Source organism: Streptomyces sp. NPDC031497, from assembly GCF_055580905.1.
In genome coordinates this window covers 1-23,431 of sequence record NZ_JBVIKO010000028.1, presented here as the reverse complement: position 1 = coordinate 23,431, position 23,431 = coordinate 1, and the positions used below count along the sequence as shown (strand labels likewise).

The 23,431-nt window shown below is 70.2% G+C and carries 16 protein-coding genes; 11 read left to right on the top strand and 5 right to left on the bottom strand.

Translation table 11 applies throughout. The features are described 5' to 3' along the window. Window positions 1-247 precede the first annotated feature (247 nt). A complete protein-coding gene (locus ACZ5K7_RS39385) occupies window positions 248-2,425 on the top strand; it encodes an FUSC family protein (RefSeq protein ID WP_468921714.1) in 2,178 nt (725 codons plus the stop codon). A 216-nt stretch (window positions 2,426-2,641) separates the two neighbouring features. Here ACZ5K7_RS39385 and ACZ5K7_RS39380 read toward each other — a convergent pair whose 3' ends face one another. Beyond that, window positions 2,642-5,077, bottom strand: coding sequence for a SpoIIE family protein phosphatase (locus ACZ5K7_RS39380; protein WP_468921711.1), 2,436 nt, complete (start codon window positions 5,075-5,077; stop codon window positions 2,642-2,644). Window positions 5,078-5,157: 80 nt separating this feature from the next. Continuing rightward, on the bottom strand, window positions 5,158-7,620 hold the full coding sequence (locus ACZ5K7_RS39375; RefSeq protein ID WP_468921708.1) for a SpoIIE family protein phosphatase: 2,463 nt from the start codon (window positions 7,618-7,620) through the stop codon (window positions 5,158-5,160). A gap of 485 nt (window positions 7,621-8,105) precedes the next feature. Between ACZ5K7_RS39375 and ACZ5K7_RS39370 the strand changes: the two genes are divergently transcribed. The 4 genes from ACZ5K7_RS39370 to ACZ5K7_RS39355 all read left to right on the top strand — a co-directional run bounded on the left by ACZ5K7_RS39370 (window position 8,106) and on the right by ACZ5K7_RS39355 (window position 10,235). Beyond that, window positions 8,106-8,360 (top strand): hypothetical protein, encoded by a 255-nt coding sequence (locus ACZ5K7_RS39370; protein WP_468921706.1) that lies wholly within the window; start codon window positions 8,106-8,108, stop codon window positions 8,358-8,360. 27 nt (window positions 8,361-8,387) lie between these two features. Beyond that, window positions 8,388-8,807 carry an SsgA family sporulation/cell division regulator gene (locus ACZ5K7_RS39365; RefSeq protein WP_468921703.1) on the top strand — a complete coding sequence of 140 codons (420 nt, stop codon included), beginning with the start codon at window positions 8,388-8,390 and terminating at the stop codon, window positions 8,805-8,807. Between the two features lie 70 nt (window positions 8,808-8,877). Further along, window positions 8,878-9,207 carry an NIPSNAP family protein gene (locus ACZ5K7_RS39360; RefSeq protein ID WP_351704457.1) on the top strand — a complete coding sequence of 110 codons (330 nt, stop codon included), beginning with the start codon at window positions 8,878-8,880 and terminating at the stop codon, window positions 9,205-9,207. Window positions 9,208-9,482: 275 nt separating this feature from the next. Beyond that, window positions 9,483-10,235 carry a TetR/AcrR family transcriptional regulator gene (locus ACZ5K7_RS39355; RefSeq protein ID WP_468921700.1) on the top strand — a complete coding sequence of 251 codons (753 nt, stop codon included), beginning with the start codon at window positions 9,483-9,485 and terminating at the stop codon, window positions 10,233-10,235. A gap of 577 nt (window positions 10,236-10,812) precedes the next feature. Here the strand turns inward: ACZ5K7_RS39355 and ACZ5K7_RS39350 are convergent. Next, the gene (locus tag ACZ5K7_RS39350; RefSeq protein ID WP_468921697.1) at window positions 10,813-11,469 is read right to left on the bottom strand and encodes a TetR/AcrR family transcriptional regulator; all 657 of its coding nucleotides are present in this window, start codon (window positions 11,467-11,469) and stop codon (window positions 10,813-10,815) included. A 413-nt stretch (window positions 11,470-11,882) separates the two neighbouring features. Between ACZ5K7_RS39350 and ACZ5K7_RS39345 the strand changes: the two genes are divergently transcribed. Together ACZ5K7_RS39345 and ACZ5K7_RS39340 are read left to right on the top strand one after the other, a co-directional pair. After that, window positions 11,883-15,104 (top strand): bifunctional cytochrome P450/NADPH--P450 reductase, encoded by a 3,222-nt coding sequence (locus ACZ5K7_RS39345; RefSeq protein WP_468921694.1) that lies wholly within the window; start codon window positions 11,883-11,885, stop codon window positions 15,102-15,104. A 134-nt stretch (window positions 15,105-15,238) separates the two neighbouring features. Next, window positions 15,239-16,285, top strand: a complete 1,047-nt coding sequence (locus tag ACZ5K7_RS39340) for a zinc-binding dehydrogenase (RefSeq protein ID WP_468921692.1) — start codon at window positions 15,239-15,241, stop codon at window positions 16,283-16,285. A 57-nt stretch (window positions 16,286-16,342) separates the two neighbouring features. On the opposite strand, the gene ACZ5K7_RS39335 is transcribed toward ACZ5K7_RS39340, so the two are convergent. Further along, entirely contained in the window at window positions 16,343-16,528 is a 186-nt protein-coding gene (locus ACZ5K7_RS39335; protein WP_468921689.1) for a hypothetical protein, read from the bottom strand. A gap of 155 nt (window positions 16,529-16,683) precedes the next feature. After that, the gene (locus ACZ5K7_RS39330; RefSeq protein WP_468921686.1) at window positions 16,684-17,319 is read right to left on the bottom strand and encodes a TetR/AcrR family transcriptional regulator; all 636 of its coding nucleotides are present in this window, start codon (window positions 17,317-17,319) and stop codon (window positions 16,684-16,686) included. A 137-nt stretch (window positions 17,320-17,456) separates the two neighbouring features. Here ACZ5K7_RS39330 and ACZ5K7_RS39325 point away from each other — a divergent pair, with 137 nt between their 5' ends. The 4 genes from ACZ5K7_RS39325 to ACZ5K7_RS39310 are packed head-to-tail and all read left to right on the top strand — an operon-like array spanning window position 17,457 to window position 23,227. Beyond that, window positions 17,457-18,602, top strand: coding sequence for a VOC family protein (locus ACZ5K7_RS39325; protein ID WP_468921683.1), 1,146 nt, complete (start codon window positions 17,457-17,459; stop codon window positions 18,600-18,602). Beyond that, window positions 18,599-19,573, top strand: a complete 975-nt coding sequence (locus tag ACZ5K7_RS39320) for a fumarylacetoacetate hydrolase family protein (protein WP_468921680.1) — start codon at window positions 18,599-18,601, stop codon at window positions 19,571-19,573. The genes ACZ5K7_RS39325 and ACZ5K7_RS39320 overlap by 4 nt, the downstream gene beginning before the upstream one ends. Continuing rightward, entirely contained in the window at window positions 19,570-21,192 is a 1,623-nt protein-coding gene (mhpA, locus tag ACZ5K7_RS39315) for a bifunctional 3-(3-hydroxy-phenyl)propionate/3-hydroxycinnamic acid hydroxylase MhpA (RefSeq protein WP_468921678.1), read from the top strand. The genes ACZ5K7_RS39320 and mhpA overlap by 4 nt, the downstream gene beginning before the upstream one ends. Before the next feature lie 16 nt (window positions 21,193-21,208). Beyond that, window positions 21,209-23,227 (top strand): acetoacetate--CoA ligase, encoded by a 2,019-nt coding sequence (locus ACZ5K7_RS39310; protein ID WP_468921675.1) that lies wholly within the window; start codon window positions 21,209-21,211, stop codon window positions 23,225-23,227. Window positions 23,228-23,431 lie beyond the last annotated feature (204 nt).

Sequence of the window (23,431 nt, the reverse complement as noted above, 5' to 3'; positions counted from 1 at the left end):
GGCCGGACCTGAGCCGACGGCGATTGCCCGCGCTCCGGTCGGACCTGAACCGACGGCGATTGCCCGCGCTCCGGCCCGGTAGGACGGACGGCGGACGCTCAGCAGTGTCCGCAGTGGCTGCACCCTGTCCAGCGGCTGAGGCTGTCGGCCTGTTCGCGGGGCGTGCGGGAGGCTCCTTGCCCGACGGCTGCCGCACCTCAACCAGGCCGACGCGACCCGGCAGGGTGTTCCGGCTAGGCTCACACCCGTGACGTGGCTGCGGGCCTTCGGGGAGGTCGTGCGATCCGGGCTCACGATCGAGGAGACGCGGCTGGAGCCCCTGCTCGCGTTGCGCACGGCCGCTGGGGTGGCGATCGTCGTCGGGCCGGCGCTGTGGCTGGTCTCCCCTGCGTATGCCGCATCCGCCGCCCTCGGCGCCTACTCCGCGGGTGGGGCCACCTTCCAGCGCACCTGGCGTCCACGCAAGGTGATCGCGCTCGGCGCGGGCGCGGGTCTGGCGCTCAGCACCTTCGTGGGCTACCTGGCGGCGGGGCGACTCGTGACGTTCCTCCCGCTGCTGGCCGTATGGGCCTTTGCCGCGGGGATGGCGTGGGCCGTCGGATCGACCGCTGGGATCGTCGCAGCGACGACCGTGGGCAGCATGCTGGTGACCGTCACTCTGCCCACGAGCCTCCGGCAAGCCCTGGAGCACGCCGGGGTCATCGCGCTCGGAGGCGTGGCGCAGGCCGTGCTGATCTTGCTGTTCCCGATCCGGCGTTGGGGGGCGCATTGTGACGCGCTCGCCGACGCCCTGGCCGCCGTGGCGGACTACGCCCGCAGGTTGCGGCACGACCCGACCGCCCCGTTCGACCCGGAGCCGTTGATGACGGCCCGGGACGCGGCCGCCGTGACGCCGTCACAGGCCCGCACCCGTCCCCCCGTCCTCCACGGCCCCCGGGGACTCGCCGAGCGCATTCGGCCGGTCGTCGCCGCGCTCGCCGACCCGGACGTCGGCGCCCCGGCGGAGGGACCCGGGCGGGACCGCGCGCGGGAGTTGCTCGACGCGGCCGCCGACGTCCTGGATGCGGCCGCTCGTTCGATCCGCCGCGGCACTCCCGCCGAGGTGCGGCCCGGGAGCGCGGACGTCCTGCGTGTCGACGAGGAGCACGAGGTGCTGGAGGGCCCCGCGCGGCAGGCCGCCGAGCGGCTCGTGGAACTGCTCGGCGAGGCGTTGGAGATCGCCGGGAGCGGCGGCGCGCGCGGGAGGACGCTCCCGCCGCCCGGCCCAGCCGGCGCCCAGTTCCTGGTGCGCCCGACAATGCTCCGGCTGGTCCCGGTCGTCGTCCGGGCGATCCGCCGTGAGCTCCGGTGGGACTCGCCCGTGTTCCGGCACGCCGTCCGCCTGGCGGCCGTAGCCACGATCGGCTATCTGATCGCCGCCCGGCTGCCCCTGGGCCACGGCTACTGGGCGCCCATCGCCTCGGTGATGGTGATGCGGCCGGACTTCCACCGGACGTACGCGCGTGCGGTGGCCCGTCTCGCCGGGACCCTGGCGGGGGTCGCGCTCGCCACCGGGACGGTGCGGGCCCTGGGCCCGGACGCCCATGTGTCCGGCGCTCTGGCGGTGATCTCGGCGGGCCTGTCGTACACGCTGATCCGTACCGGCTACGCCTATTCCCAGTGTTTCACTGCCACGTACGTCGTCTTCCTGCTCGGCATGGGCGGCCAGGCGTGGGAGCAGACGGTCCCGGAGCGGGTGGTGCTCACCCTGCTCGGCGGGGCCCTGGCAATGCTGGCCTACGTGGTGTTCCCCGCGTGGGAGACGCCCCGGCTGCCGGGCCGGCTTGCGGACTGGCTCGCCGCCAACGGCCGCTACGCCGCCGCGGTGCTCCGCAACTACGCCGAACCGACCCAGGAGCATCACGCCGACATGCGCAGGGCCCTGCTGGCGAGCAGGGAGGCACGTGCCGCCTGGCAGGAGGCATACGACCGGGCAAGGCAGGAACCGGTCCGCCCCAGGGGTCTGACGTCGCGTGAGGCGGAGGAGGCGCAGGAGGCGCTCAAGGGGTTCGGCCGGGCGGCGATGCTCATGGAGAGCCACCTCCCGCGGGCCGACAGCCGTTTCGTCCCCGAGGCAGAGCGGTTCGCCGAGGCCCTGGAGACGGACACCGCGAAGGCGGCAGTCGACGTGCGCGAGCACAGGAATCCGGACTGGGGGCGGGTGGAGGAGGCGCTCCACGCGTGGCAGGGCTCCGCCGCCGGGGACCGGAGCCCGGTGGTGCGGCGCGGGGCGGAACTGCAGAAGCAGGCCTTGGAGGACCTCGCGACGGCCGTGAGCCGCACACCCCTGGAACGGGACGTCGGCTCCGCTCGCGAGGAGCAGCGGGTGCGGGCGGCCGTGGCGGCGGAAGGTGACGGCTCAGGGCCCGCACCCCGGGGTGGGTGACGGCGCCGGCGGCGGGGAGCGCCGCGCCTCGTGGAGCGGGAAGTAGTCTCCCGGCCGCGTCGAGCGCCGCCACACGTACGTCGCTGTCGCCATCACGAGGATCAGCCCTGCCAGGACGATGGCAGCTGATTCCGGCCGCTGCGCCTCCATCGACCGCGTCGCGGCCACGGGGCAGGGGGCCGCTCCTGCGCGCCGTCTCCGGGGTGAGCCGTGGCTTCAGGGGTACTCCTGGATGACTTGCTCGGACCAGATCGTCTTGCCGTTCTGGCCATGGCGGCAGCCCCAGCGTCCGCCGAGTTGAGAGACGAGGAACAGGCCGCGTCCTCCCTCGTCGGTTGTGAGGGCACGACGCAGGCGGGGTTGGGTGCTGCTGGAGTCGGTGACCTCACACACCAGGACGTGGTGGCGAATCAGACGGAGGTCCATCGGCGGACGGCCGTAGCGGATGGCGTTGGTCACCAGTTCGCTGACGATGAGTTCGGTGGCGAAGAGGAGGTCGTCCAGGCCCCATATGGTGAGTTGGCGGGAGATCCATTCTCGAGCTTTGGAGACAGCGGCCGGATCGGCCGGGATCTCCCAGTGAGCGGTGTCCGCCGCTGGGACGGCGCGGGTGCGGGCCAGCAGCAGGGCCACGTCGTCGCGCGGGGCCTGGTCCGCCAGGTCGGCGAGGAGAGCCCGGCCGGTTTCGTCCAGAGCACGACCCGGCCGGCAGTGCGCGGCGAGGGCCTCCGCCAGGCGCGGCAGACCTTGGCCGACGTCGCGATCGCCACGTTCGACCAGGCCGTCGGTGTAGAGGGCGAGCACGCTGCCCGGCTCGACGTCGATCACCGTGGTCTCGTACGGCATGCCGCTGAGGGCGAGTGGTGGCCCCGGGGAGATCGCGACTGCTTCGGCGGTCCCGTCCGGCCGGACCAGGACGGGGGGCGGGTGTCCGGCACTGGCCATGGCGCAGCGCCTGGTGACCGAGTCGTAGACCGCGTACAGGCATGTGCCGCCGACGATGTCGCGGTCGCCGGGCGGGGCTTCGGCCGCGAGGCGCTGGACCAGGTCCGCGAGCCGGGAGAGTAGTTCGTCCGGTTCGAGTTCCAGGTCTGCGAGCGTCTGGATGGCGGCGCGCAGGCGACCCATGGTGGCGCTTGCGGGCATGCCGTGGCCGACCACGTCTCCGGCGACGAGGGCCACCCGGAGAGAGGGCAGAGCAATGGCGTCGTACCAGTCGCCGCTGATGTCCGCTCCGCCGCCTGCGGGCAGGTATATGCCGGCGGTCTCGGCTGCCGGGGTGTCGGTCGTTCCGGGCGGAAGAAGACGCTGCTGCAGCGCTACGGCCGCCCGGTGCTCGCGCGTGTAACGGCGAGCGTTGTCGATGGCGAGCGCACCCCGTGAGGCGATCTGCTTCATGAGATCCGCCTCGTCCTCGGTGAAGGGGTCGGATCGGCCGCAGCGCCAGGCCGATATGGCGCCGAGCGTGTGCCCGCGGGCATGCAACGGTGCCGCCATCACCGAATGGGCGTCCTTCGGGACGAGATAGACGACCAGTTGCGGGTCTTTGACCATGGCGACGAAGTCGTCAAGGGCGAAGACGACTGGCTCGCCGTGGTGGAAGCTGCGCAGCAGGGGGTGCTCGGGGAGGGGCGGGATGGACTCGCCGCGCTTGATGCCGGCCGGCCACACCGCGCCGGCCGGTGCAAGGGCCGCGTTGCCCATGTCTCCACCGCCCAGCTGCTTCGACGGTTCGTCCCCGTCGAAAACGGAGTGCGCGAGGTCGACGGCGGCGAGATCCCCGAACGCGGGTGCGAGAACGTCCGCAAGATCCTGCGCAGTGCGCACGACATCCAGGGATCCTCCAACGCGCTCGGCCACCTCGCGGGCGAGATCCAGATTCCGGCGGGCGCGCATCTGGTCGGCGTTGTCCAGGTACAGGGCCGCGACCCCCGTGGGGCGTCCTCGCGCATCCTCCAGACGGAAGGCGGACAGCGACAGATCGTGCTGTCGCGCCGGGTCGTGCCGCCAGCTCACCTGCTGGTTTCTGCGGACCACCGGGGCACCCGTCTCGAGTACCTGGCGCAGTACCGCCTCGAGGCCCTCGGCGTCCTCGGCGCACAGCATGTCGATCAGCCGAGCGCCGGGCTGTACCGGACGGCCGTCGAGAGTGTTCGGCGTGGCGTTCGTCTGCACGGTGGTGAGATCCGTGTCGTACACGGCGATCGTGATCCGGTTCTGTGCGGACAGTGCACGCAGGAGCGCCGCGCCGTGCTCGTGGCCGGCGACGTGGTGGGTAGGGGCCGCCAGGACGAGGACCTCCTCCGAGCCGGAGCACCCCACTTCGGTGGTCCGGAAGGTGACATCGATGGTGTCGCCGCACTGATGCCACAGCCGTACCCGGCCGGACGCCGGTATCTCCGCGTCGCACAGGTCGTCCGGGAGGTCGGCCACCAGCTCCCGTACGAGGCGGCCACAGACCTCCTCGGCGCGGAACCCGGTCAGATCCTCTGCTGCCCCTGTCCACCGCACCACCGCGCCTCGATGGTCGAGCACGGCGGCCGCCGGCCCGTCGAAGGCGTACAACCCTCCGCCGGGACCGGAGCCGGGTACGCCCGTCGATCCTTGGGAGCCGCCTGCCGAGCACGCATTTTTGAGATTCTCCAGGTCCATAAGTGGCTTCCTTCGCGAGAGCCTGCCGCTCGAGAGGTCGGCATGCTGTGGCGGCCGTGGGCCGCCCGGTCGGCAGCGCGTCACGCCGCAACGGCTGTGGAGGGCAGGTCCTGTTCGGCCCAGACGACCTTGCCGTCCGTCGCGGAGCGGGAGCCCCACCTGCGGGACAAGTGAGCGACGAGGAAAAGGCCGCGGCCCTGCTCGTCGACGATGCGGGGCTGACGGGGGCGTGGGTGGCTGGTGTTGCTGTCGGAGACTTCGCAGGTCAAGACCTGGTGCTGGATGAGGCGTAGGCGGATCGGGCCGCCGCCGTGGCGGATGGCGTTGGTGACCAGTTCGCTGACGATCAGCTTCACGGTCGCCACCAGATGCTCAAGCCCCCATTCGCTGAGCTGACGGGCGGCCGCCTGTCGGGCGATGCGGAGAGCGGTCGGCTCGTTCGGCAGTTCCCACGAGGCGACCTGGGCCGGTTCGAGTCCGCGGGTCCGCGCAAGGAGCAAGGTGACATCGTCGGCCGGGGACTGAGTCGGCAAGGTGCCGATCACGTGGGAGCACAGCTCTTCCAGCGACGAACCGGACTCTGCCAGGGCGGCGCCCAGGCGATCCAGGCCCACGTCGATGTCGTCGTCGCGGGACTCGACCAGGCCGTCGGTGTAGAGCGCGAGCAGAGTTCCCTCGGGCATTTCCAGTTCCACGGACTCGAAGGGGACCAGACCGAGGCCGAGGCCGAGCGGGGCCCCGGCGGGCATGTCGGGGAAAGTGATGTGGCCCTGCGGGTCGATGACCGCGGGCGGGGGATGCCCGGCCCGCGCCATCGTGCACCGCCGGGTGACCGGGTCGTAGACGGCATACAGACAGGTGGCGCCCACCGCCGCGGGGAGCTCGTCCGAAGCGTCGGTGTCTTCCTCGCTCAGCCGCCTGACCGTGTCGTCGAGGTGCGCCAGCAGTTCGTGGGGAGGCAGTTCCATGTCCGCGAGCGTGCGGACGGCGGTGCGCAGTCGGCCCATCGTCGCCGCTGCGTTGATGCCGTGACCGACCACATCTCCGACGACGAGGGCCACCCGGGCGCCGGACAGCTTGATCACGTCGAACCAGTCGCCCCCCACCCCGTGGTCCAGGTCGGCCGGCACATAGCGCGAGGCCACATCGAGGGCGGCGCCGCCGCCCACATGGTGGGGGAGCAGGTCGCGTTGGAGCGTCAGGGCCGCGGTGCGTTGACGGGCGTACTGGAGAGCGTTGTCCAGGCTGAGCGCGGCCCGGGTGACGAGCTCCTCGGCGAGGAGGAGGTCGTCCTCCTGGAACGGTGTCGATTCCTCGGAGCGGCCGAACACGGCCAGTCCCAGCACACAGCGCCGCGCCCGGATGGGTACGACCATCAGAGAGTGGACGCCGGTGTCGCGAAGCTTCTGCGTCCGCACCGGGTCGTGGCTGGCCCAGGGCCCTGAATAGGTGTCCAGCACCGATTCCAGGTAAGACCTGCCCGTGCGCAGGGCGGTGGCGAACAGCGAGGCCGGGAACGGGCGGATCACCTCTTCGCGCACCCATGGCAACTTGAGGATGCTCGGGTCGACGGAGGCAACACCGGCACGGCGCAGCACAGGTGGGCGGCCGTTGGCGTTGCCGGTCCCCGCCGAGGGATCCACGCCGAACGGAACCGACTCCATCAGGTCGACGAGTGCGTGGTCGGCCAGCAGGGGTACGGCGAGGTCGGCCAGTTCCTGCCCGGTCCGCATGACCTCGAGGGTGCTGCCGATGCGCGTGCCGGCTTCGCTGAGGATGGCAAGGCGCTCGCGCGCCCGCCGGTTGCCGGTGACGTCCACGCTCATGGAGCACACTGCCGACGCCCTGCCGTCCGCGTCCTGGAGGCAGAAGAACGAGGCCGAGAACGCGTGCTCCCGGCGCCGGTCCGTCGATGACCACGCCCGGTACTCGTGGACCATGGTGGTGCCACTCTCCAGCACCTGCCGCATCACCACCTCGAGCGCTTCGGCCTCGACGGCGGGCAGTGAGTCCCGCAGGCGGCGTCCGAACCGTCGCTCGCGAGGAGTGCCGTCGTGGCGCTCCATGGCGTCGTTGACCCAGGTACAGCGCAGCTGCGCGTCATAGACGGCGATGCCGATCGGTGCGTGGGCCAGGAGCGACTCCCGCACAGCTCCGTTGGAGGCCCCCGAGGACAGGGTGCCTATGTCCGTCACGGACACCAGCCACCGGGTGCCGGCGTCCTGACCCCACAGCAGCGAGATCCGCAGCGTCATTCTGATGGCGTGGCCGTCGCGGTGGCGGACCGTCACGGTGCCGGACCAGCCACCCTGGGCACGGCACTGCTCGGCGAACGCCGAAGCACTCGGGGCGTTCTCGGCGGGCGGCAGCACGTGTGCGGCGGACCGGCCCACCACTTCCCCGGCCGAGTACCCGACAAGCTGCTCGGCGGCGTGCGTCCACCCCACCACGGTCCCCTCCGCATCGAGCATCGCTATTGCCGCATCGGGTGCCTGTCGGGGACTCACCGGATCGGTGAGCGGCGTGTGGTCGGTGTTCGTCATCCGGTTCTTCCCATCGGTGTGGGTGTGAGACAGCGTCGGCGTGTGCAGCGTCGGCCCGATCGTCGGTGGCCGTGGTGGAACGGCGCTGGCTGGGGGCTGAGGATCGCCCCGGGAGGACCTGCGCTGGGTGGGCGACATGGCGCGGACCTCGCCGACGGTTCAGCGATCTACCGGCACGATGTCCGCCGACCTTGGACGACTTTGTCCACTTCTGATGGAATAGTCAGATACGACGGCTTTATCGTCAAGTCCCCCCGAAACTGATCAAGCGCACCGATGTGACCGTGAGGTGAGCTACCGATCTTGTGTGTGGGGCAGTCCGTGCGGGCCGTTCTTGCCCCTCGACATTTCCATACGACGTATGGTAAATCTGAAAGGGCAGTTCCGTACGCCGTATGGAAAAGTTTGCCCGGTCATGCCAGGTGTCGCATATCGCCTGATGCGGCCACCTGGTGCAGATCGCACCCATCGGGAAAGGGAAGATCATGAAGAAGCTCACGAGGCGCGTTGCCGTCACCGCTTGCTCCGTGGCGGTCGCGAGTGCCGCTGTTCTTGGTGCCGGGGGTACGGCTTCGGCCACGGCTTCCGCATCCGCGCACGTCCAGCGTCCGGCCGTCCGTGTCGACGTCGGCGACTACCGCTGGGACCACGGTGTCGGCTACCTGCTCGAGCTGGGTTACTCCTGGGACGAGATCCATGGCTGGCACTACGACGGCCCGGACGAGATCAGCGGTCGCTGAACGCCGCCCGCGCGGGAGTGGAAATCGATGGAGTCTTTGAAGACCGTCATGCAGGGGGTGGCCGTAGAACTCGTCATCTCGCGTACCTGTTCGCTGTCCATGCGCATGAGCCTGCGATACGAGCCCGCTGATCCCTATGTCGTCCGTGCCGTCTTCTTCGCCGACACCGGCGAGCCCGTCGAATGGGTTCTGGGGCGTGACCTTCTGGCAGATGGCCTGACCGGCTCCGCAGGGTGCGGGGACGTCCGGGTCTGGCCTGGCGTCGCCCGTGGTGACCAAGCGATGTACATCGTCCTCGGGTCGCCGGCGGGCACCGCCCTGCTCGAGGTTCCCGTGCAGGACGTCAGGGCCTTCCTGGAGGACACGGAGGCGCTGGTGCCACGGGGTACCGAGTCCGGGCACATCGACTGGGAGCTCGAACTGACGAACCTGTTCGCGAAAGGCTGAGAGAAGCCTCCCAACCGTCGTGCCGCTGGGGACCTTTGTCCCAGCGGCAGAAGAGAAGGAAAGAGTATTCATGTCCCAGTACCAGCTTCGTGTCTACACGCTGCGCGGCCCTGAGGCGCTCGTCGCCTACGAGAACATCTGGGCCAGGCACATTCCCGGTATGGCCAAGCACAGGATCGCCACACATGGCGTCTGGACGGTGGCCGCGGCAGCCGGGGGTGAGGCGCCCCAGCTGTACGCCCTCGTTTCCTACCGGGACGCCGACGACGTGCAGGAGCGGCTGGAGGCGTACCTCTCCAGCCCCGAATTCCGTGCGGACATGGAGGGCTTCGACATCAGTCAGATCGTCGGCGTCGCCGAGTCGGTGCTGACGCCCACCGCCGACTCGCCTTTGCGGTGACGGGTGCCGAGCCCATCGAACTCTGCGGCCCTCGTGTCCTGGGGGAGGGCCTTCCCGGATGGGATGGGTGCCTCCTCGTGCGCCGCAGCCACGGCGCGCCCGACCATGGGCCGCAGGTGACTTCAAGGCCGGTCCTGCCCGTTCGGTGCCCGTACATGGGGCCGCGGGAGTGACCGCCGCCACGGATGGTGAGCCCCCCTCGCCGCCTGCGCCTTGATACCATACATCGTATGGAAAGAGCGAAGCGTACCCCCAGAGGTACTCGGAAGAGGGATGTGCCCCTGACCGAGGCAGGGATCTGCGCCTCCGCCCTGCGGCTCATCGACGCGGACGGGGTCGAGGCGCTCACGATGCGCAAACTCGCCGCCGCGCTGGACGCGAACCCGATGTCGCTGTACCACCACGTGCCGAACAAGGAGGCAGTGGTGCGTGGCGTGGCGAGAATGGTCGGCGCCCGGTTCCGCACCGTGACACTGGAGGACGCCCCCTGGCAGGAGCGCATGCGCCTGCTTGCCACGGATTTCCGGACGTTGGCACACCGTCATCCCAACCTCATGGCCTACTCGTTCAGCCAGCCGGACTTCATCCAGCCCGAAGATCCCTTCTGGGTCGCGCTCACCGCCGTGCTGGACGCCGCAGGGGTTCCGCAGTCGGATATCCCGCAGCTCGCCGCCCTCGTGTGCGCCGTCGTCATCGGCGTGATGATCGCCGAGCTCAACGGCGCGCTCCACCGGTGGTCGAACCTCCAGCCCGCCGCGCCCGCCTCCGGCGAGGACGGGCCGGCGAACGAGGACTTCGGCGAGGACCGGATGTTCCGCCTGGTGCTGGACACGATCATCAGCGGCATGGAAAGTCGGCTCGCGGCCGATCACGCCGGTGGGCGCGACGGCCGGCCCCCGCAGAACCCCCCGCGCACCGCCGGACGTGTCCCCCGCCAACTCCGACCACCGGCCGCACGCTGCGAAGGAGAGCCCCCGGGAACTCCCGTCTCGGACATGGCGGCCGGTTTCGACCTGAAAGAGCAGTGATGACCAAAGCCAAGTCATGCGGTTCTAGCTGCTCCGGTCAGTGCCGACTACGTCTGGCATCCGCTGGCCAAGATCTGGCAGGACCCGGTCGAGGGCGACCGGTTCATGGACGAACTCCACCCGGCGTCCTTCGCCAAGGATCTGATGGAGCACTTCGATGTCCCGGCTGAGGTGGCCGGGGACATGGTTCTGCGCGTGGACGGGACCATGAGGGACAGCATCCTCAAGCTGTACCGTTCCGCCGAGACGGTGGGTGCGCAGTGGGAGCCGGAACTGGCGAACGTGTCCGCGCCGTGCCTGATCTTCTGGGGCACGCTCGACCCCGCCTGTCCCGTCGAGTTCGCCGCAAAGCTCGGCAAAGCCGTGCGGGCGTCGCGCGTCGTCGAGCTGGACTGCAACCACTGGACGGTGGTCCAGAAGCCGGCCGAGGTCGCTGTGGCCCTGGAGCGCACTGGACTGCATAGCGAAGTGGCCGCACTCGGGTTCGCCGACCGGGGGCCGTCCTCGGTGCCGCTGACACCGAGGGGCGAGCCGCCGCCGGACCGCTCACCGCCCCGCCGGAGCCGTCTGGCTTCCGTCACACCCTCTGGCGGGCTCGTGCGAGATGGTTCTCCACTCCGGCGACCGCGGCGTCCAGCGCGGAGTCGAACATGGTGTCGATCACGTCCTTGGAGGGCGGGGGCGCCTCTTCCTCGTCGGGGCCCGACGGTGCCGGTGGCAGAGTGGCCCACCGCTGCAGTGCCCCGTTCAGTTCGCTGAGCAGCAAACCTGTGAACACACCGACCAGGGTCGCGGCGACGCGCGGAATCTCCTCCTCGGGCAGTTCCGCGGTGGCCAGGATGTCGACCAGTGCCTGCCAGAAGGGGTCCTCCGGCTGCACGTAGTCGGGGCGCGTGAAGGAATACCCCATCAGTTTCGGGTGACGGTGCGACAGTTCACGGAAGTCCCGGGCCAGTTCACGCAGTCGGTCCTGCCAGGGGATGTCTCCCTGGTCCTCCGCGCTGAACTGCGAACCGACCCGGCGGGCCACGCCGCGCAGCACGGCGTCCTTGTTCGGCACGTGGTGGTACAGCGACATGGGGTTCGCGTCGAGCGCGGCCGCGAGTTTGCGCATGGTGAGCGCCTCGACCCCGTCGGCATCGATGAGCTGCAACGCCATGGCATGGATGCCGTCCTCGGTGAGCGGTACGTCCCTCTTTCTCGTGCCCCGAGGGGGCTTCCGATCAGTCGCCATACGGCGTACGGTACCAGGCTTCGCCGACGTGGGGGGGCACCGCTTTCACTCCCGGTCCCTCCGGCTTCGCGGACAGTCCCGGACCGGGTGGCCTTGGTGGCGGCGAGGTCGCCACGGCACCCTGGCGCACCCCGCCTTGCCCGATCCCGCGGACTGGCACCGGGTGAGCGAGCGCGGCATGGAGGCGCCGCCGCGAGGAAGCGCCTGGAGCTGACACGGCCCCGCTGCGCGAGCGACGCCGCCCCTGGTGGGCGGGCATTCCTGATTCTCGACCGCAGGCCCGCCGATTGAAGTTCCATACGTCGTATGGTATCACTGAAGCCATACGGCGTATGGAAATCGGGTGCTGCCGTACCGACGCCCCGCGACACCGAACGGTGCCCTGCTCGCCTTTCCCCTTGAAGGAGCCAGCCATGACCACACAGCCCGAGACCGACCTGCGGCCCATCCGTTCTCCGCGGGGGGTCCCGCTCTTCGGCCACACGCCGCAGATCCCCAGCACCAACCCGGTGGAGTACTTCGGCAGGCTGTCCAAGCAGTTCCCCGAGGGGCTCTACGGCATGGAGATCGCCGGCATCGAGCAGGTCTTCGTCTGGGACCCGGACCTGGTGGCCGAGGTCTGCGACGAGACGCGGTTCTTCAAGCAGATCGACAAGACGCCGCTGGCGCACGTCCGTGACTACGCGGGAGCCGCCCTGTTCACGGCCCACCAGCACGAAGAGGAATGGGGCATGGCGCACCGAGTCCTCCTCCCGGCCTTCAGCCAACGGGCGATGAAGGGCTACTTCGGGCAGATGCTGGAGATCGCCCAGAACCTGGTGGGCAAGTGGGAGCGCAAGGAGGGCCGGCCGGTCAACATCACCGACGACTACACCCGGCTGACCCTGGACACCATCGCCCTGACGGGTTTCGGCTACCGGTTCGACTCCTTCGCCAAGGAGGATCTGCACCCCTTCCTCAACGCGCTGCTGCAGGCGCTCGTCGAGTCGCTGCGGCGCTCGCAGGAGCTGCCGATGATGACCAGGATGCGCAAGGCCGATGACAGGAAGTACCGCGAGAACATCCGGCTGATGCGCGACCTGGTCGAGAACGTGATCAAGGAGCGCCATGACGGGAAGGGCACCGGTGAGGACGACCTGCTGGGCCTGATGCTGGAGGCCACCGACCCGGAGACCGGCAAGGGGCTGGAGGACGACAACGTCCGTGACCAGGTGCTGACGTTCCTGATCGCCGGTCACGAGACCACCAGCGGTCTGCTGTCGTTCGCCACGTACTCACTGATGCGCAACCCACACATCCTGGCCCAGGCCTACGCCGAGGTGGACCGGCTGCTGCCCGGTGACACGGTCCCGGACTACGACACGATCATGCAGATGGACGTGATCCCGCGGATCCTGGAGGAGACCCTGCGCCTGTGGGCTCCCATCCCGATGATCGGCAAGTCCCCGCTGGAGGACACCGTCATCGGCGGCTGCTACGGGCTGAAGAAGGGAACAAGGGTCAACATCCTCGAAGGTCCGCTGCACACCCACCCCAAGGCGTGGGAGCGGCCGGAGGAGTTCGACATCAACCGGTGGCTGCCGGAGAACCGGGTCAACCACCACCCGCACGCCTACAAGCCGTTCGGCAACGGCGTACGTGCCTGCATCGGCCGGCAGTTCGCGCTCACCGAGGCCCGTCTTGCCCTCGCGCTGGTCCTGCAGAAATTCAAGTTCGCCGACCCCGACGACTACAAGATGGACGTCAAGGAGGCGCTGACGCGCAAGCCCGGTGGCTTCGAACTGACGGTGCGGGCCCGTCAGGAGCACGAGCGGACCGTGTTCGGCGCAGTGGACCTGCAGGCCGACGACACGGGGGCGCAGGCCGCGGTCAGCGGTGTCGGGGTCAACCTGACCGTCGCCTACGGCTCCAGCCTGGGCTCGTGCGAGGACCTGGCGCGCACCATCGCCGACCGCGGTGAGCGCTCCGGATTCGGCACCACCCTGGTCGGTCTGGACGAGCTGGGCGACAACCTGCCCACCGAGGGCCTGCTGGTCGTCGTGGCCTCCAGCTACAACGGCAAGGCCCCGGACAACGCGCAGCGCTTCGACGACCTGCTCGCCACCGGACTCCCGGAGGGCTCGCTGTCCAACGTGCGGTTCGCGCTGCTGGGGGCCGGCAACACCCAGTGGGTGGCCACCTACCAGGGCTTCCCCAAGCGGATCGAGGCAGGTCTGCTGGCCGCCGGCGCCACCCGTGTCATCGAGCGCGGCATCGCGGACGCCGCCGGTGACTTCGACGGCATGGCCACCCGCTGGATGGACACCCTGTGGGCCACCCTGGCCGAGGAGTACGCCGCCGACACCTCCGAAACCACCGGGCCGCGCTTCGAGGTCCAGCTGCTCACCGAAGCCGACGTGCGCCCCGCGATCGTCTCCGAGCAGGCCTACCCCCTCACGGTCGTGGCCAACGAGGAACTGGTCAGCGACGCGACCGGGCTGTGGGACTTCAGCATCGAACCGCCGCGCCCGGCCGCGAAGTCCATCACCATCGAACTCCCCGACGGTGTCACCTACGACACCGGCAACCACCTGGCCGTGTTCGCCAAGAACGAGCCGCAGCTGGTCGCCCGAGTCCTCGCGCGGCTCGGCGTCGACCGCGACCAGGTTCTGCGTCTGGACCAGCCCGCGGGCGGCCGCACGCACCTCCCGGTGGGCACTCCCGTCACAGCGGGCCTGCTGTTCACCGAGTTCGTGGAGCTGCAGGACGTGGCCACCCGCTCGCAGATACAGACGCTGGCCAGGCACACCGACTGCCCGTGGACCCGGCCGCAGCTGGAGGCCTACACGGCCGACACCGCCGAGGCCGAGGAGCGCTACCAGACCGAGGTCCTGGGCAAGCGGGTCTCCGTGCTCAACCTGCTGGAGCGCTTCCCGGCGGTCGAACTCCCGCTGGGGGTCTTCCTGGAGATGACGGGCCCGATCCGCCCGCGGTTCTACTCCATCTCCTCCGCCCCGCTGGCCAACCCCCGGCACGTGCGGCTGACCGTGGGTCTGCTGGAAGGGCCGGCCCTGTCCGGCGACGGCCGGTACCGCGGCACCTGCTCCTCCTACATCGCGGGGCTCCATCCCGGGGACGTCTTCTACGGCTACGTGCGCGTGCCGTCCCCGACCTTCGCCCCGCCGATCGATCCCGCCACGCCGCTGATCCTCATCGGCCCCGGCACCGGCATCGCGCCGCTGCGCGGCTTCCTGGAGGAGCGTGCCCACCAGCATGCGAACGGCACCCAGGTAGGCCTGTCCCAGGTCTTCGTCGGATGCCGCCACCCGGAGCACGACTACTTCTACCGGCAGGAGATGCAGGACTGGGAGCAGACCGGGATCGCCCAGGTGCACACCGCCTTCTCCGCGGTGACCGGACACCCGGCCCGGTTCGTCCAGGACGCCATCGCGGGCGCCGCCGACATCGTGTGGCAGGCCATCCAGGACGGCGCGTACATCTACGTCTGCGGCGACGGTCGTCGCATGGCACCCGCTGTGCGTGAGGCGCTCGCCGCCATCTACCGCAAGAACACCGGCAGCGACGACGAAGCCGCCCAGCAGTGGCTCGCCCGACTGGAAGCGGACGAACGCTACCAGCAGGACGTCTTCGCCTGACCCCTCCGGACGCCGGGGGCGTGCGGCGCATCCGTCGTCCCGCACGCCTCCCGGCCACCACTCACCCGCGATGCACCCCACGGCACCCGACGGCCCGAACCGCCGGGAATGCCGCTCACAGAAAGCAGATCTTCATGGACACCATGCTCGCCGGACGCTTCCACCTGGACAGCAAGAAGTTCGCCGTGGAGGAGGTCCCCGTCCCCGTGCCGGGCCCGGGCGAGGTCCTCATCGAGGTCAAGGCCGCCGGCGTCTGCCTCTCGGACGTCCATCTCCTCGACGGCTCCCTCGTTCCGTTGTTCGCCACCTCCGACACGGTCACCGTGGGCCACGAGATGGCCGGTGTGATCCACACTCTCGGCCCCGACCTCAAGCGCGGCCTGACCGTCGGTACCCGCGTCACCCTGGAGGCCGGCAAGACCTGCGGCCAGTGCGCCGGCTGCGTGCGCCGCCGCCCCTGCACCCAGATGCTCACCGCCGGTATCGATTACGACGGCGGCTGGGCCCAGTACACCGTCGCCCGCGAGGACACCCTCATCCCCATCCCCGACAACCTTCCCTTCGACCAGGCCGCGATCATCCCCGACGCGGTCTCCACCCCCTACGCCGCCGTCGTCGCCACCGCGGGGGTGCGCCCCGCGCAGTCCGTCGGAATCTGGGGTGTGGGCGGTGTCGGCGCCCACAACGTCCGCGTCGCCCGCCTGGCGGGCGCAGCGCCGATCATCGCCGTCGACCCGCTGCCCGGAGCTCGGGAGCGTGCTCTGGCCTTCGGTGCGGACTTCGCCCTGGACCCGGCCGCCTCCGACTTCGCCGACCAGGTCCGCGCGGCCACCGGCGGGCGGGGTCTGGACTTCGCCTTCGACTGCGCCGGCGTGCCGGCGGTCCGTGAGCAGGCCGCCACTGTGCTCGGCCTGAACGGAGTGCTCATCCTGGTCGGTATCAGCCCCAGGCCGATCACCATCAGCGAGGGCCTGACCTTCAACTATCTGGGCAAGCAGGTGCGCGGCCACTACGGCGGCACCCCCGAGTCCGTCACCGAGCTGGTCCGGCTGGCCGAGGTCGGTCGTCTCGACCTGGCCCCGTCCATCACCGACCACATCCCGCTCGCCGAGGCCGCCGACGCGGTCAACCGGCTGGAGCACAAGATCGGCGACCCGATCCGCCTCATCCTCGTCCCCTGACAACTGAACAGAAAGTAGATCAAGACCACCCCGGGCAGGGGTGAGTGGGCGCCGGTGCTAGAGGGAGTACCGGCGCCCACGGTTTCCCGGTGTCCGGGTCTGGCGCACACGGACTCCTGGGGGGAAGCCGGGCCGGGCGAGCCCGGTGATGCCGAGATGGTGCTCGGTGGCCAGGTCCGCCAACTCCTGGGCGGTGCGGGCGATGTCCAGGGTCGTTCCGACGCGTAGGCTCGCCTCGTTCACCACCGACGGCCGCCACTGCGACTGGCGATCAGCTCGTCCGCTCTCGGGCTGAGTTCACGCGAGGCACGGGACAGGAGACTGTCCGCGGTGAAGTCCACAACCACGACGTTCCGCCGCCCTGGAGGGCCGCGAGGCCGCAGGCGGCCGCCGCTGGCTCAGCCGTGTCCGGGCAGCGGTCGCCGGGTCACCTGGTGGGCGTCGTCCGGAGGGACGCCGAGCATGCGCAGGACCATCTCGGCCAGGTCGGAGGCCGCCTCGTCGCCGTCGAGGTCGGGGCGGGCCAGCCGCAGCGCCACGAGGGACATCAGGGTGCCGCCCAAGGCGGACAGGGCGGTTGTCGCGTTGCGGCAGGTGAAGCGGCCCGAGGCGATGCCGTTCTCCAGGTCGCGCAGGGCTCGCGGGGCGAGTCCGCGGTCGGAGTGGATGTAGGCCAGACCGCGGTCACGCAGGATCCGCATGAGTTCGGGGTGGGAGTCGGCCATGCGGGCGGTGAGCCGGAAGCCCGCGGCGACGAGTTCGGCCGGGTCGTCGATTCCTTCTACGCGCTCGTCTATGACCTGCCCGAACTCGTCCAGCGCGTCTGTCACCGCGGCGTCGAACAGCTCGGTCTTCGACTCGAAGTGGTTGTAGAAGGAGCCGAATCCGACGTCCGCGCGCTCGGCGATGGCCTGGATGCTCGCGCTGGTGTCACCGGTCTCGGCGAGGATCTGCCGGGCCGCGCGGACGAGCGCCTGACGGGTCTCGGCTCGGCGTCGCTCGAAGCGGTTCTTGGGCGGGGCTGACGTCGGCATACCGCGAGTGTAACAACCGCCGCGATGAGTCTGCCATTACTGATGAGATTATCAATTATTTGGGTCCAGCCTATTGACGGTGAGGAACGGCAAAGTTGATGATTTCCTCATTACAGCAGTGTTGCTTGGAGGACACCATGTCCCACGCCCCCGTTAACAAAGCCGTTCCCCAGACGCCCCACCAGGACCTCCACAGTGAGCAGGGCGCCCTGCGCGGAGAGCACCCCGGACGCTCCCGGAACCCCTTGATCAAGGTGGCGGATCTGGCCTGGCTCGAGTTCGAGAAGCCGGACCTGGACCGGGCCGAGGTCTTCGCCCGTGACTTCGGGTTCGCGATCGCCGCCCGCACCGAGGGGGAGCTGTGGCTGCGCGGCACTTTCGCGGGGTCACCGTGCATGGTCATCCGGCGGGGGCGTGCGTCCCGGTTCGTCGGGCCGGCGTTCCGCGCGGCCGAGCGGGCCGACCTGGACCGGCTGGCCCGCGCAACCGGCACTACCGTCCGGGACATCGGCGTACCGGGTGGTGGGCAGTCGGTCGCCCTGCTCGATCCCTCGGGTCTGCCGGTCCGGGTGGTGCACTGCGCGGAGCGGCTGCCCGCGTTGCCCGAGCAGGAGCCGCTGATCCTCAACTTCGGTACCGACCACCGTCGTACGAACGCCACCCAGCGCCCGCCCCGCGAGCCGTCCCGTATCCAGCGGCTGGGCCATGTGGTGCTGGAGACACGGGTGTTCGCCCGCACCCTGGACTGGTACCTGGACACCCTCGGGATGATCGTGTCCGACTTCCTGTTCCTGGACGGGCAGCGCGGGCGCGGTCCGACGATGGCGTTCATCCGGTGCGACCAGGGGAGCGTGTCCGTCGACCACCACACGCTGGCCCTGCACCTGGGGCCCGGAACCGGCTATGTCCACTCCGCCTACCAGGTCACCGACCTCGACGCGATCGGCGCCGGCGGCGAGTACCTCGCCGAGCGCGGTTACCAGCGCAGCTGGGGGATCGGCCGGCACATCCAGGGCAGCCAGCTCTTCGACTACTGGCGCGACCCCGACCACTTCATGCTGGAGCACTTCGCCGACGGCGACCTCTTCTCCTGCGACCTGGAGCCCGGCTGGGCACCGATGTCGGCGAGCGGCCTGGCCCAGTGGGGTCCGCCGGTCACCCGCGACTTCCTGGGCGCCACCCCTTCCCCCGCCAAGCTGCGCGAGGTCATGACGGCCCTGCGTGGCGACAACGAACTCGACCCGGCACGCCTGCTGGGCCTGATGAAAGCGATGAGCTCATGAGCAACAACGTTCTGCGGACCGCTGGGGGCACCTCCCGCTCGAGCGAAGCCGAGAGTGGGGGAGGCTGGTGGGTCGTCCGGGACGAACGCGCCGTCCGCGTCGAGACCAAGGCGGTCACCACCGCCGAACTGCTCGCCGACCGGGACGCGGTCCGCGCGGCCGCCGCCTCCACCGAGAGCGGCACGCCCGTCGCCGACCTGGTGGCGCTGCCTCCGGTCACCACTCCGTGCCGGGTGGTCGCCCAGATGGTCAACTACCGCAGCCACGCCAAGGATTCCGGTTTCACGGGGGACATCCCGCCCACCTTCTTCCGCAAGGCGTCCGGCTCGGTCAGCGGCCCCCACGACACGATCATCCGCCCCGCCCACGTGAAGTTCCTCGACTACGAGGTGGAACTCGGCCTCGTCATGGGCGCGACCCTGCCCGTGGGCACCGTCGTCGAGGAGCAGGACCTGCCGCGCTACGTCGCCGGCCTTGTCCTGACCAACGACGTCAGCGCCCGCGACGTCCAGCTGACCAAGACCCAGTTCTACGAGAGCAAGTCCTATCCGACCTTCACACCGACGGGTCCGTACCTGACCCTGCTGGAGCCCGAGGACTTCACCCATCTGCTGAACCTGCGGCTGCGGCTGTCGGTCAACGGCGTGTCACGCCAGGACCGCACGCTGGCCGACATGATCGTACGGCCCGCACAGGCGCTCACCCTGCTCGCCCGCTTCCAGACCCTCGACGCGGGCGACCTGCTGCTGACCGGCACTCCCGGCGGCACGGCCCTGAAGGCCCCGCCCAAGGCGGCCGAGAAGATCGCCGCGTTGCTGCCGCCCGCACTGAAGTGGAAGGCGTTCTTCAAGGGCCAGGCCAAGAATCCCAAGTACCTGCGCAACGGTGACCTCATCACCGCGACGATCGCCACCGCGGACGGCCGGATCGACCTCGGCGAGCAGCGGACCCCCGTTACGGACGCGCCATGAGGGCTGCATCCCGGAAACCGGTGGTGATCATCGGTGCGGGACCCGTCGGGGTCACGGCCGCCCTGCTCCTCGCCCGGCACGGAGTGCCCAGCGTCGTCCTGGAACGGCACCGGGACGTCTACCCGTTGCCGCGCGCCGTCGTCGTGGACGACGAGATCCGCCGGATCCTGCAGAGCGCCGGTGTGCACGAGGAGTTCGCCGCCCTCGCGCGGCCGGCGCGCGGGCTGCGGCTGCTGGACGCCGGGCGCCGGGTGATCGCCGAATTCCCGCGGTCCACGCACGGACACCACGGCTTCCCCCAGACCAGCATGTTCGACCAGCCCGAGCTGGAACGCCTGCTGCGTGACGCCTTGGCGCGTCGCCCTGAGTGCGAGCTATGGAGTGGGGTGGAGGTCGTGTCCCTCACCCAGTCCGTCGCACGTGGCACCGCTGGACCGAACGATCCGACGGGTTCCGTCCGGGTCACTTTCCGTCGCGACGGCAGCGACGAGGAGGAGCACCTGTGGGCCGATGCCGTACTCGGCTGCGACGGTGCGGGCAGTCTCACCCGTGACGCCATCGGCGCCGTGTGGGAGGACCTGCACTTCGAGGAGAGCTGGCGGGTCATCGACGTGCGCACCAGTCGCCCTGTGCGCACCTGGGAGGGCGCCGAGCAGATCTGCTCGCCCACCCGGCCGGCCACCTTCATGCGCGTCGGCGAGGACCGTTACCGCTGGGAGTTCCGGCTGGCCGACGACCAGAACCTGGACGGCCCGGACGGGTGGGAGCGCCTGCGCGAGCTGGTCGCCCCCTGGGTGGACCTGCCGTCCGACGCCTCGCAGGGCGGTGACTTCGAGGTGATACGGCAGGCGCAGTACACCTTCCGGGCCCGCCTTGCCGACCGGTGGTGCAGGGGGCGTGTCTTTCTGCTGGGCGACGCCGCCCATCTCACCCCGCCCTTCGTGGGGCAGGGTCTGTGCGCGGGCCTGCGCGACGCCCAGAACCTCACGTGGAAACTCGCCCGGGTGCTCCAACGGGGTGCGAACGAGGGGCTGCTGGACACCTACGAGCGTGAACGCAAGCCGCACGCCCGCCATGTGATCCGCGTGGCGGTCGCCGTCGGCTGGGCCATGACCGGCGGCCAGGACCGCGGTGCGGCGTTCCGCCGGGCGGCCGTGGGCACGGCCTGTCGCATCCCCGGTGTGACCGCGGCGGTGAGCCGTGACCTCAGTCCCGCCCTGACCGCCGGTCCACTCGTACGGCGCCGGCCCAGACTGACCGGCCGCGTGCTGGCCGGCACCTTCTGCCCGCAGCCCTGGGTGCGGCACGACGGCAGGCGAGTGCGTCTCGATGACGTCCTCGGAGACTCCTTCGCCGTCCTGACCGCTGTGCCACCCACGGCGCAGATGACGGTCGTGGCCACGGCGCTGGGCGCCCCGACGATCCACGTCGACGACCTGCGCGACGACGGCACCCTGGCCGGCTGGCTGGCCCGCGGCCGTGCCGACGCCGTCCTGCTGCGCCCCGACCGCGTCGTGATGGACACCGTCCCGGCCGGCACCGGCGACTTCACGGACACCGTCGCCTGGGCCCCCCTGCTGCACACGGCCCGCCGTACCGCCGATGCCCGGCCAGCCTGACGAGGAGCACCACACCATGACCACCCCGCACCCCGAGCCGTATACGGAACCCTTCTTCACTCCCGACCCGAAGTCGGCCGCCCGCAGCCGCATCGCGGACTTCGCCCGATGGGCGGCCCGGCACCGGGGCGCCGAAGGTCTCCAGGACCCCACGGACTACCGAGCCCTGCACCAGTGGTCCGTCACCGACCTCGACGGGTTCTGGGCCGCGGTGTGGGAGTACTTCGACATCGACGCGACGACCGAGTACGAGCGGGTGCTGGCCGAGGAGACCATGCCCGGCGCCCGCTGGTTCCCCGGCGCCACCCTCAACTACGCCCATCACGCGCTGCGCCACCTGCGGCCGGACGCTCCCGCGATCACCGCCCTGGACGAGACCGGGGCCGGCTACGAGATCACGGGCCGGGACCTGCGCGCCCGGGTCGCCTCCGTCGCTGCCGCCCTGCGCGACCTGGGCGTCGGACAGGGGGACCGGGTGGTGGGTTACCTGCCCAACACCCCCCACGCCGTCATCGCCTTCCTCGCGACCGCAAGCCTGGGCGCGGTGTGGTCGGTGTGCGGCCAGGACTACGCACCCAGGGCCGCCGCCGACCGCTTCTCCCAGCTCGAACCCACGGTGCTCATCACCGCGGACGGCTACCTCTTCAACGGCACGACCCACGACCGCCGCGCCGCCTCGCTCGAACTGGCCGCCGCCCTGCCGACGCTGAAGGCCACGGTGCTCGTGGACCACGTGGGCCTTGAGTGGCCCGAGGGCGGCGACTCGGGGCTGAGAGTTCCCTGGGAGGACGCGGCCACCCGCGTCGAGTACCTCACCATCGTCCCGGTGCCGTTCGACCACCCCCTGTGGGTCGTCTTCTCCTCCGGCACCACCGGCCTGCCGAAGGGCATCGTCCACGGGCACGGCGGCGTCCTGCTCGAACATCTCAAGATGCTCGGCCTGCACACCGACCTGGGCACCGGGGACCGGCTGCTGTGGTACACCACCACCCACTGGATGATGTGGAACCTGGTCGTCTCCACCCTGCTGACCGGAGCAGCCACCTGTACCTACGACGGCAGCCCGGTACCACAGGCGCGTCCGGACGTCCTGTGGGAGCTGGCCGCCCGTCACAGAGTCACCGTCTTCGGCACCAGCCCTCAGTACCTGCTGACCATGGCCAAGCTGGGCATCGAACCCTCCGTGCACGACCTGTCGGCCGTCCGCGTCGTCGGCTGCACCGGTTCCGCCCTGCCCGCCTCCGCCTATCCCTGGGTCCGCGACCACGTCCACCCCGACATCCAGCTGGCCTCCACCAGCGGCGGAACCGACATCGTCTCCGGCTTCGCCGGCAGCGCCTCCACGACCCCCGTCTGGGCGGGGGAGCTGTCCGCCCCCAGTCTCGGCGTGGCCCTGGCCGCCTACGACGCGACGGGCAACCCCGTCCTCGACCAGGTCGGCGAACTGGTCGTCACCCGGGCCATGCCGTCCATGCCGCTGTACTTCTGGAACGACCCCGACGGCAGCCGCTACCGAGACGCCTACTTCGGCGCCTATCCCGGTGTCTGGCGGCACGGCGACTGGATCACCCTCACCTCGCACGGCTCGGTGATCGTCCACGGCCGCTCCGACGCCACCCTCAACCGCAACGGCGTACGCCTGGGCAGCGCCGACATCCACGACGTCGTCGAACGCCTCCCCGAGATCACCGAGGCTCTCGTCATCGGCGCGGAGCAACCCGACGGCGGTTACTGGATGCCGCTCTTCGTGGTCCTCGCCGACGGGGTCGACCTGGACGACTCCCTGCGCGAGAAGATCCGCGACGCCATCCGCACCGGCGCCTCACCCCGCCACGTCCCCGACGAGATCCTCGCCGTAGCGGCGCTCCCGCACACGAAGACCGGCAAGAAGCTCGAGGTTCCCGTCAAGCGCCTGCTCCAGGGCGCCCCCGCCGAGCAGGTCCTGAACCCCGAGGCCGTCGACAATCCCGACCTGATCGCCTACTTCGCCCGCCTGGGCGCGGAGCGGAACAAGCGGTCAGCGCACAACACATGACGTCGGCCGGGGGACCCCAGACCCACGTGACAGCACCGGGTCCTGGTGCCCTGCCCGGCTCCGCAGACCCCGTCCCCAGGGGGTGGGGGGGGGGGGGGGGGGGGGGGGGGGGGGGAAAAAAAAAAAAAAAAAAAAAAAAAAAAAAGAAAAAAAAAAAAAAAAAAAAAAAAAAAAACACCCCCCCCCCCACCACCCAAAAACAAA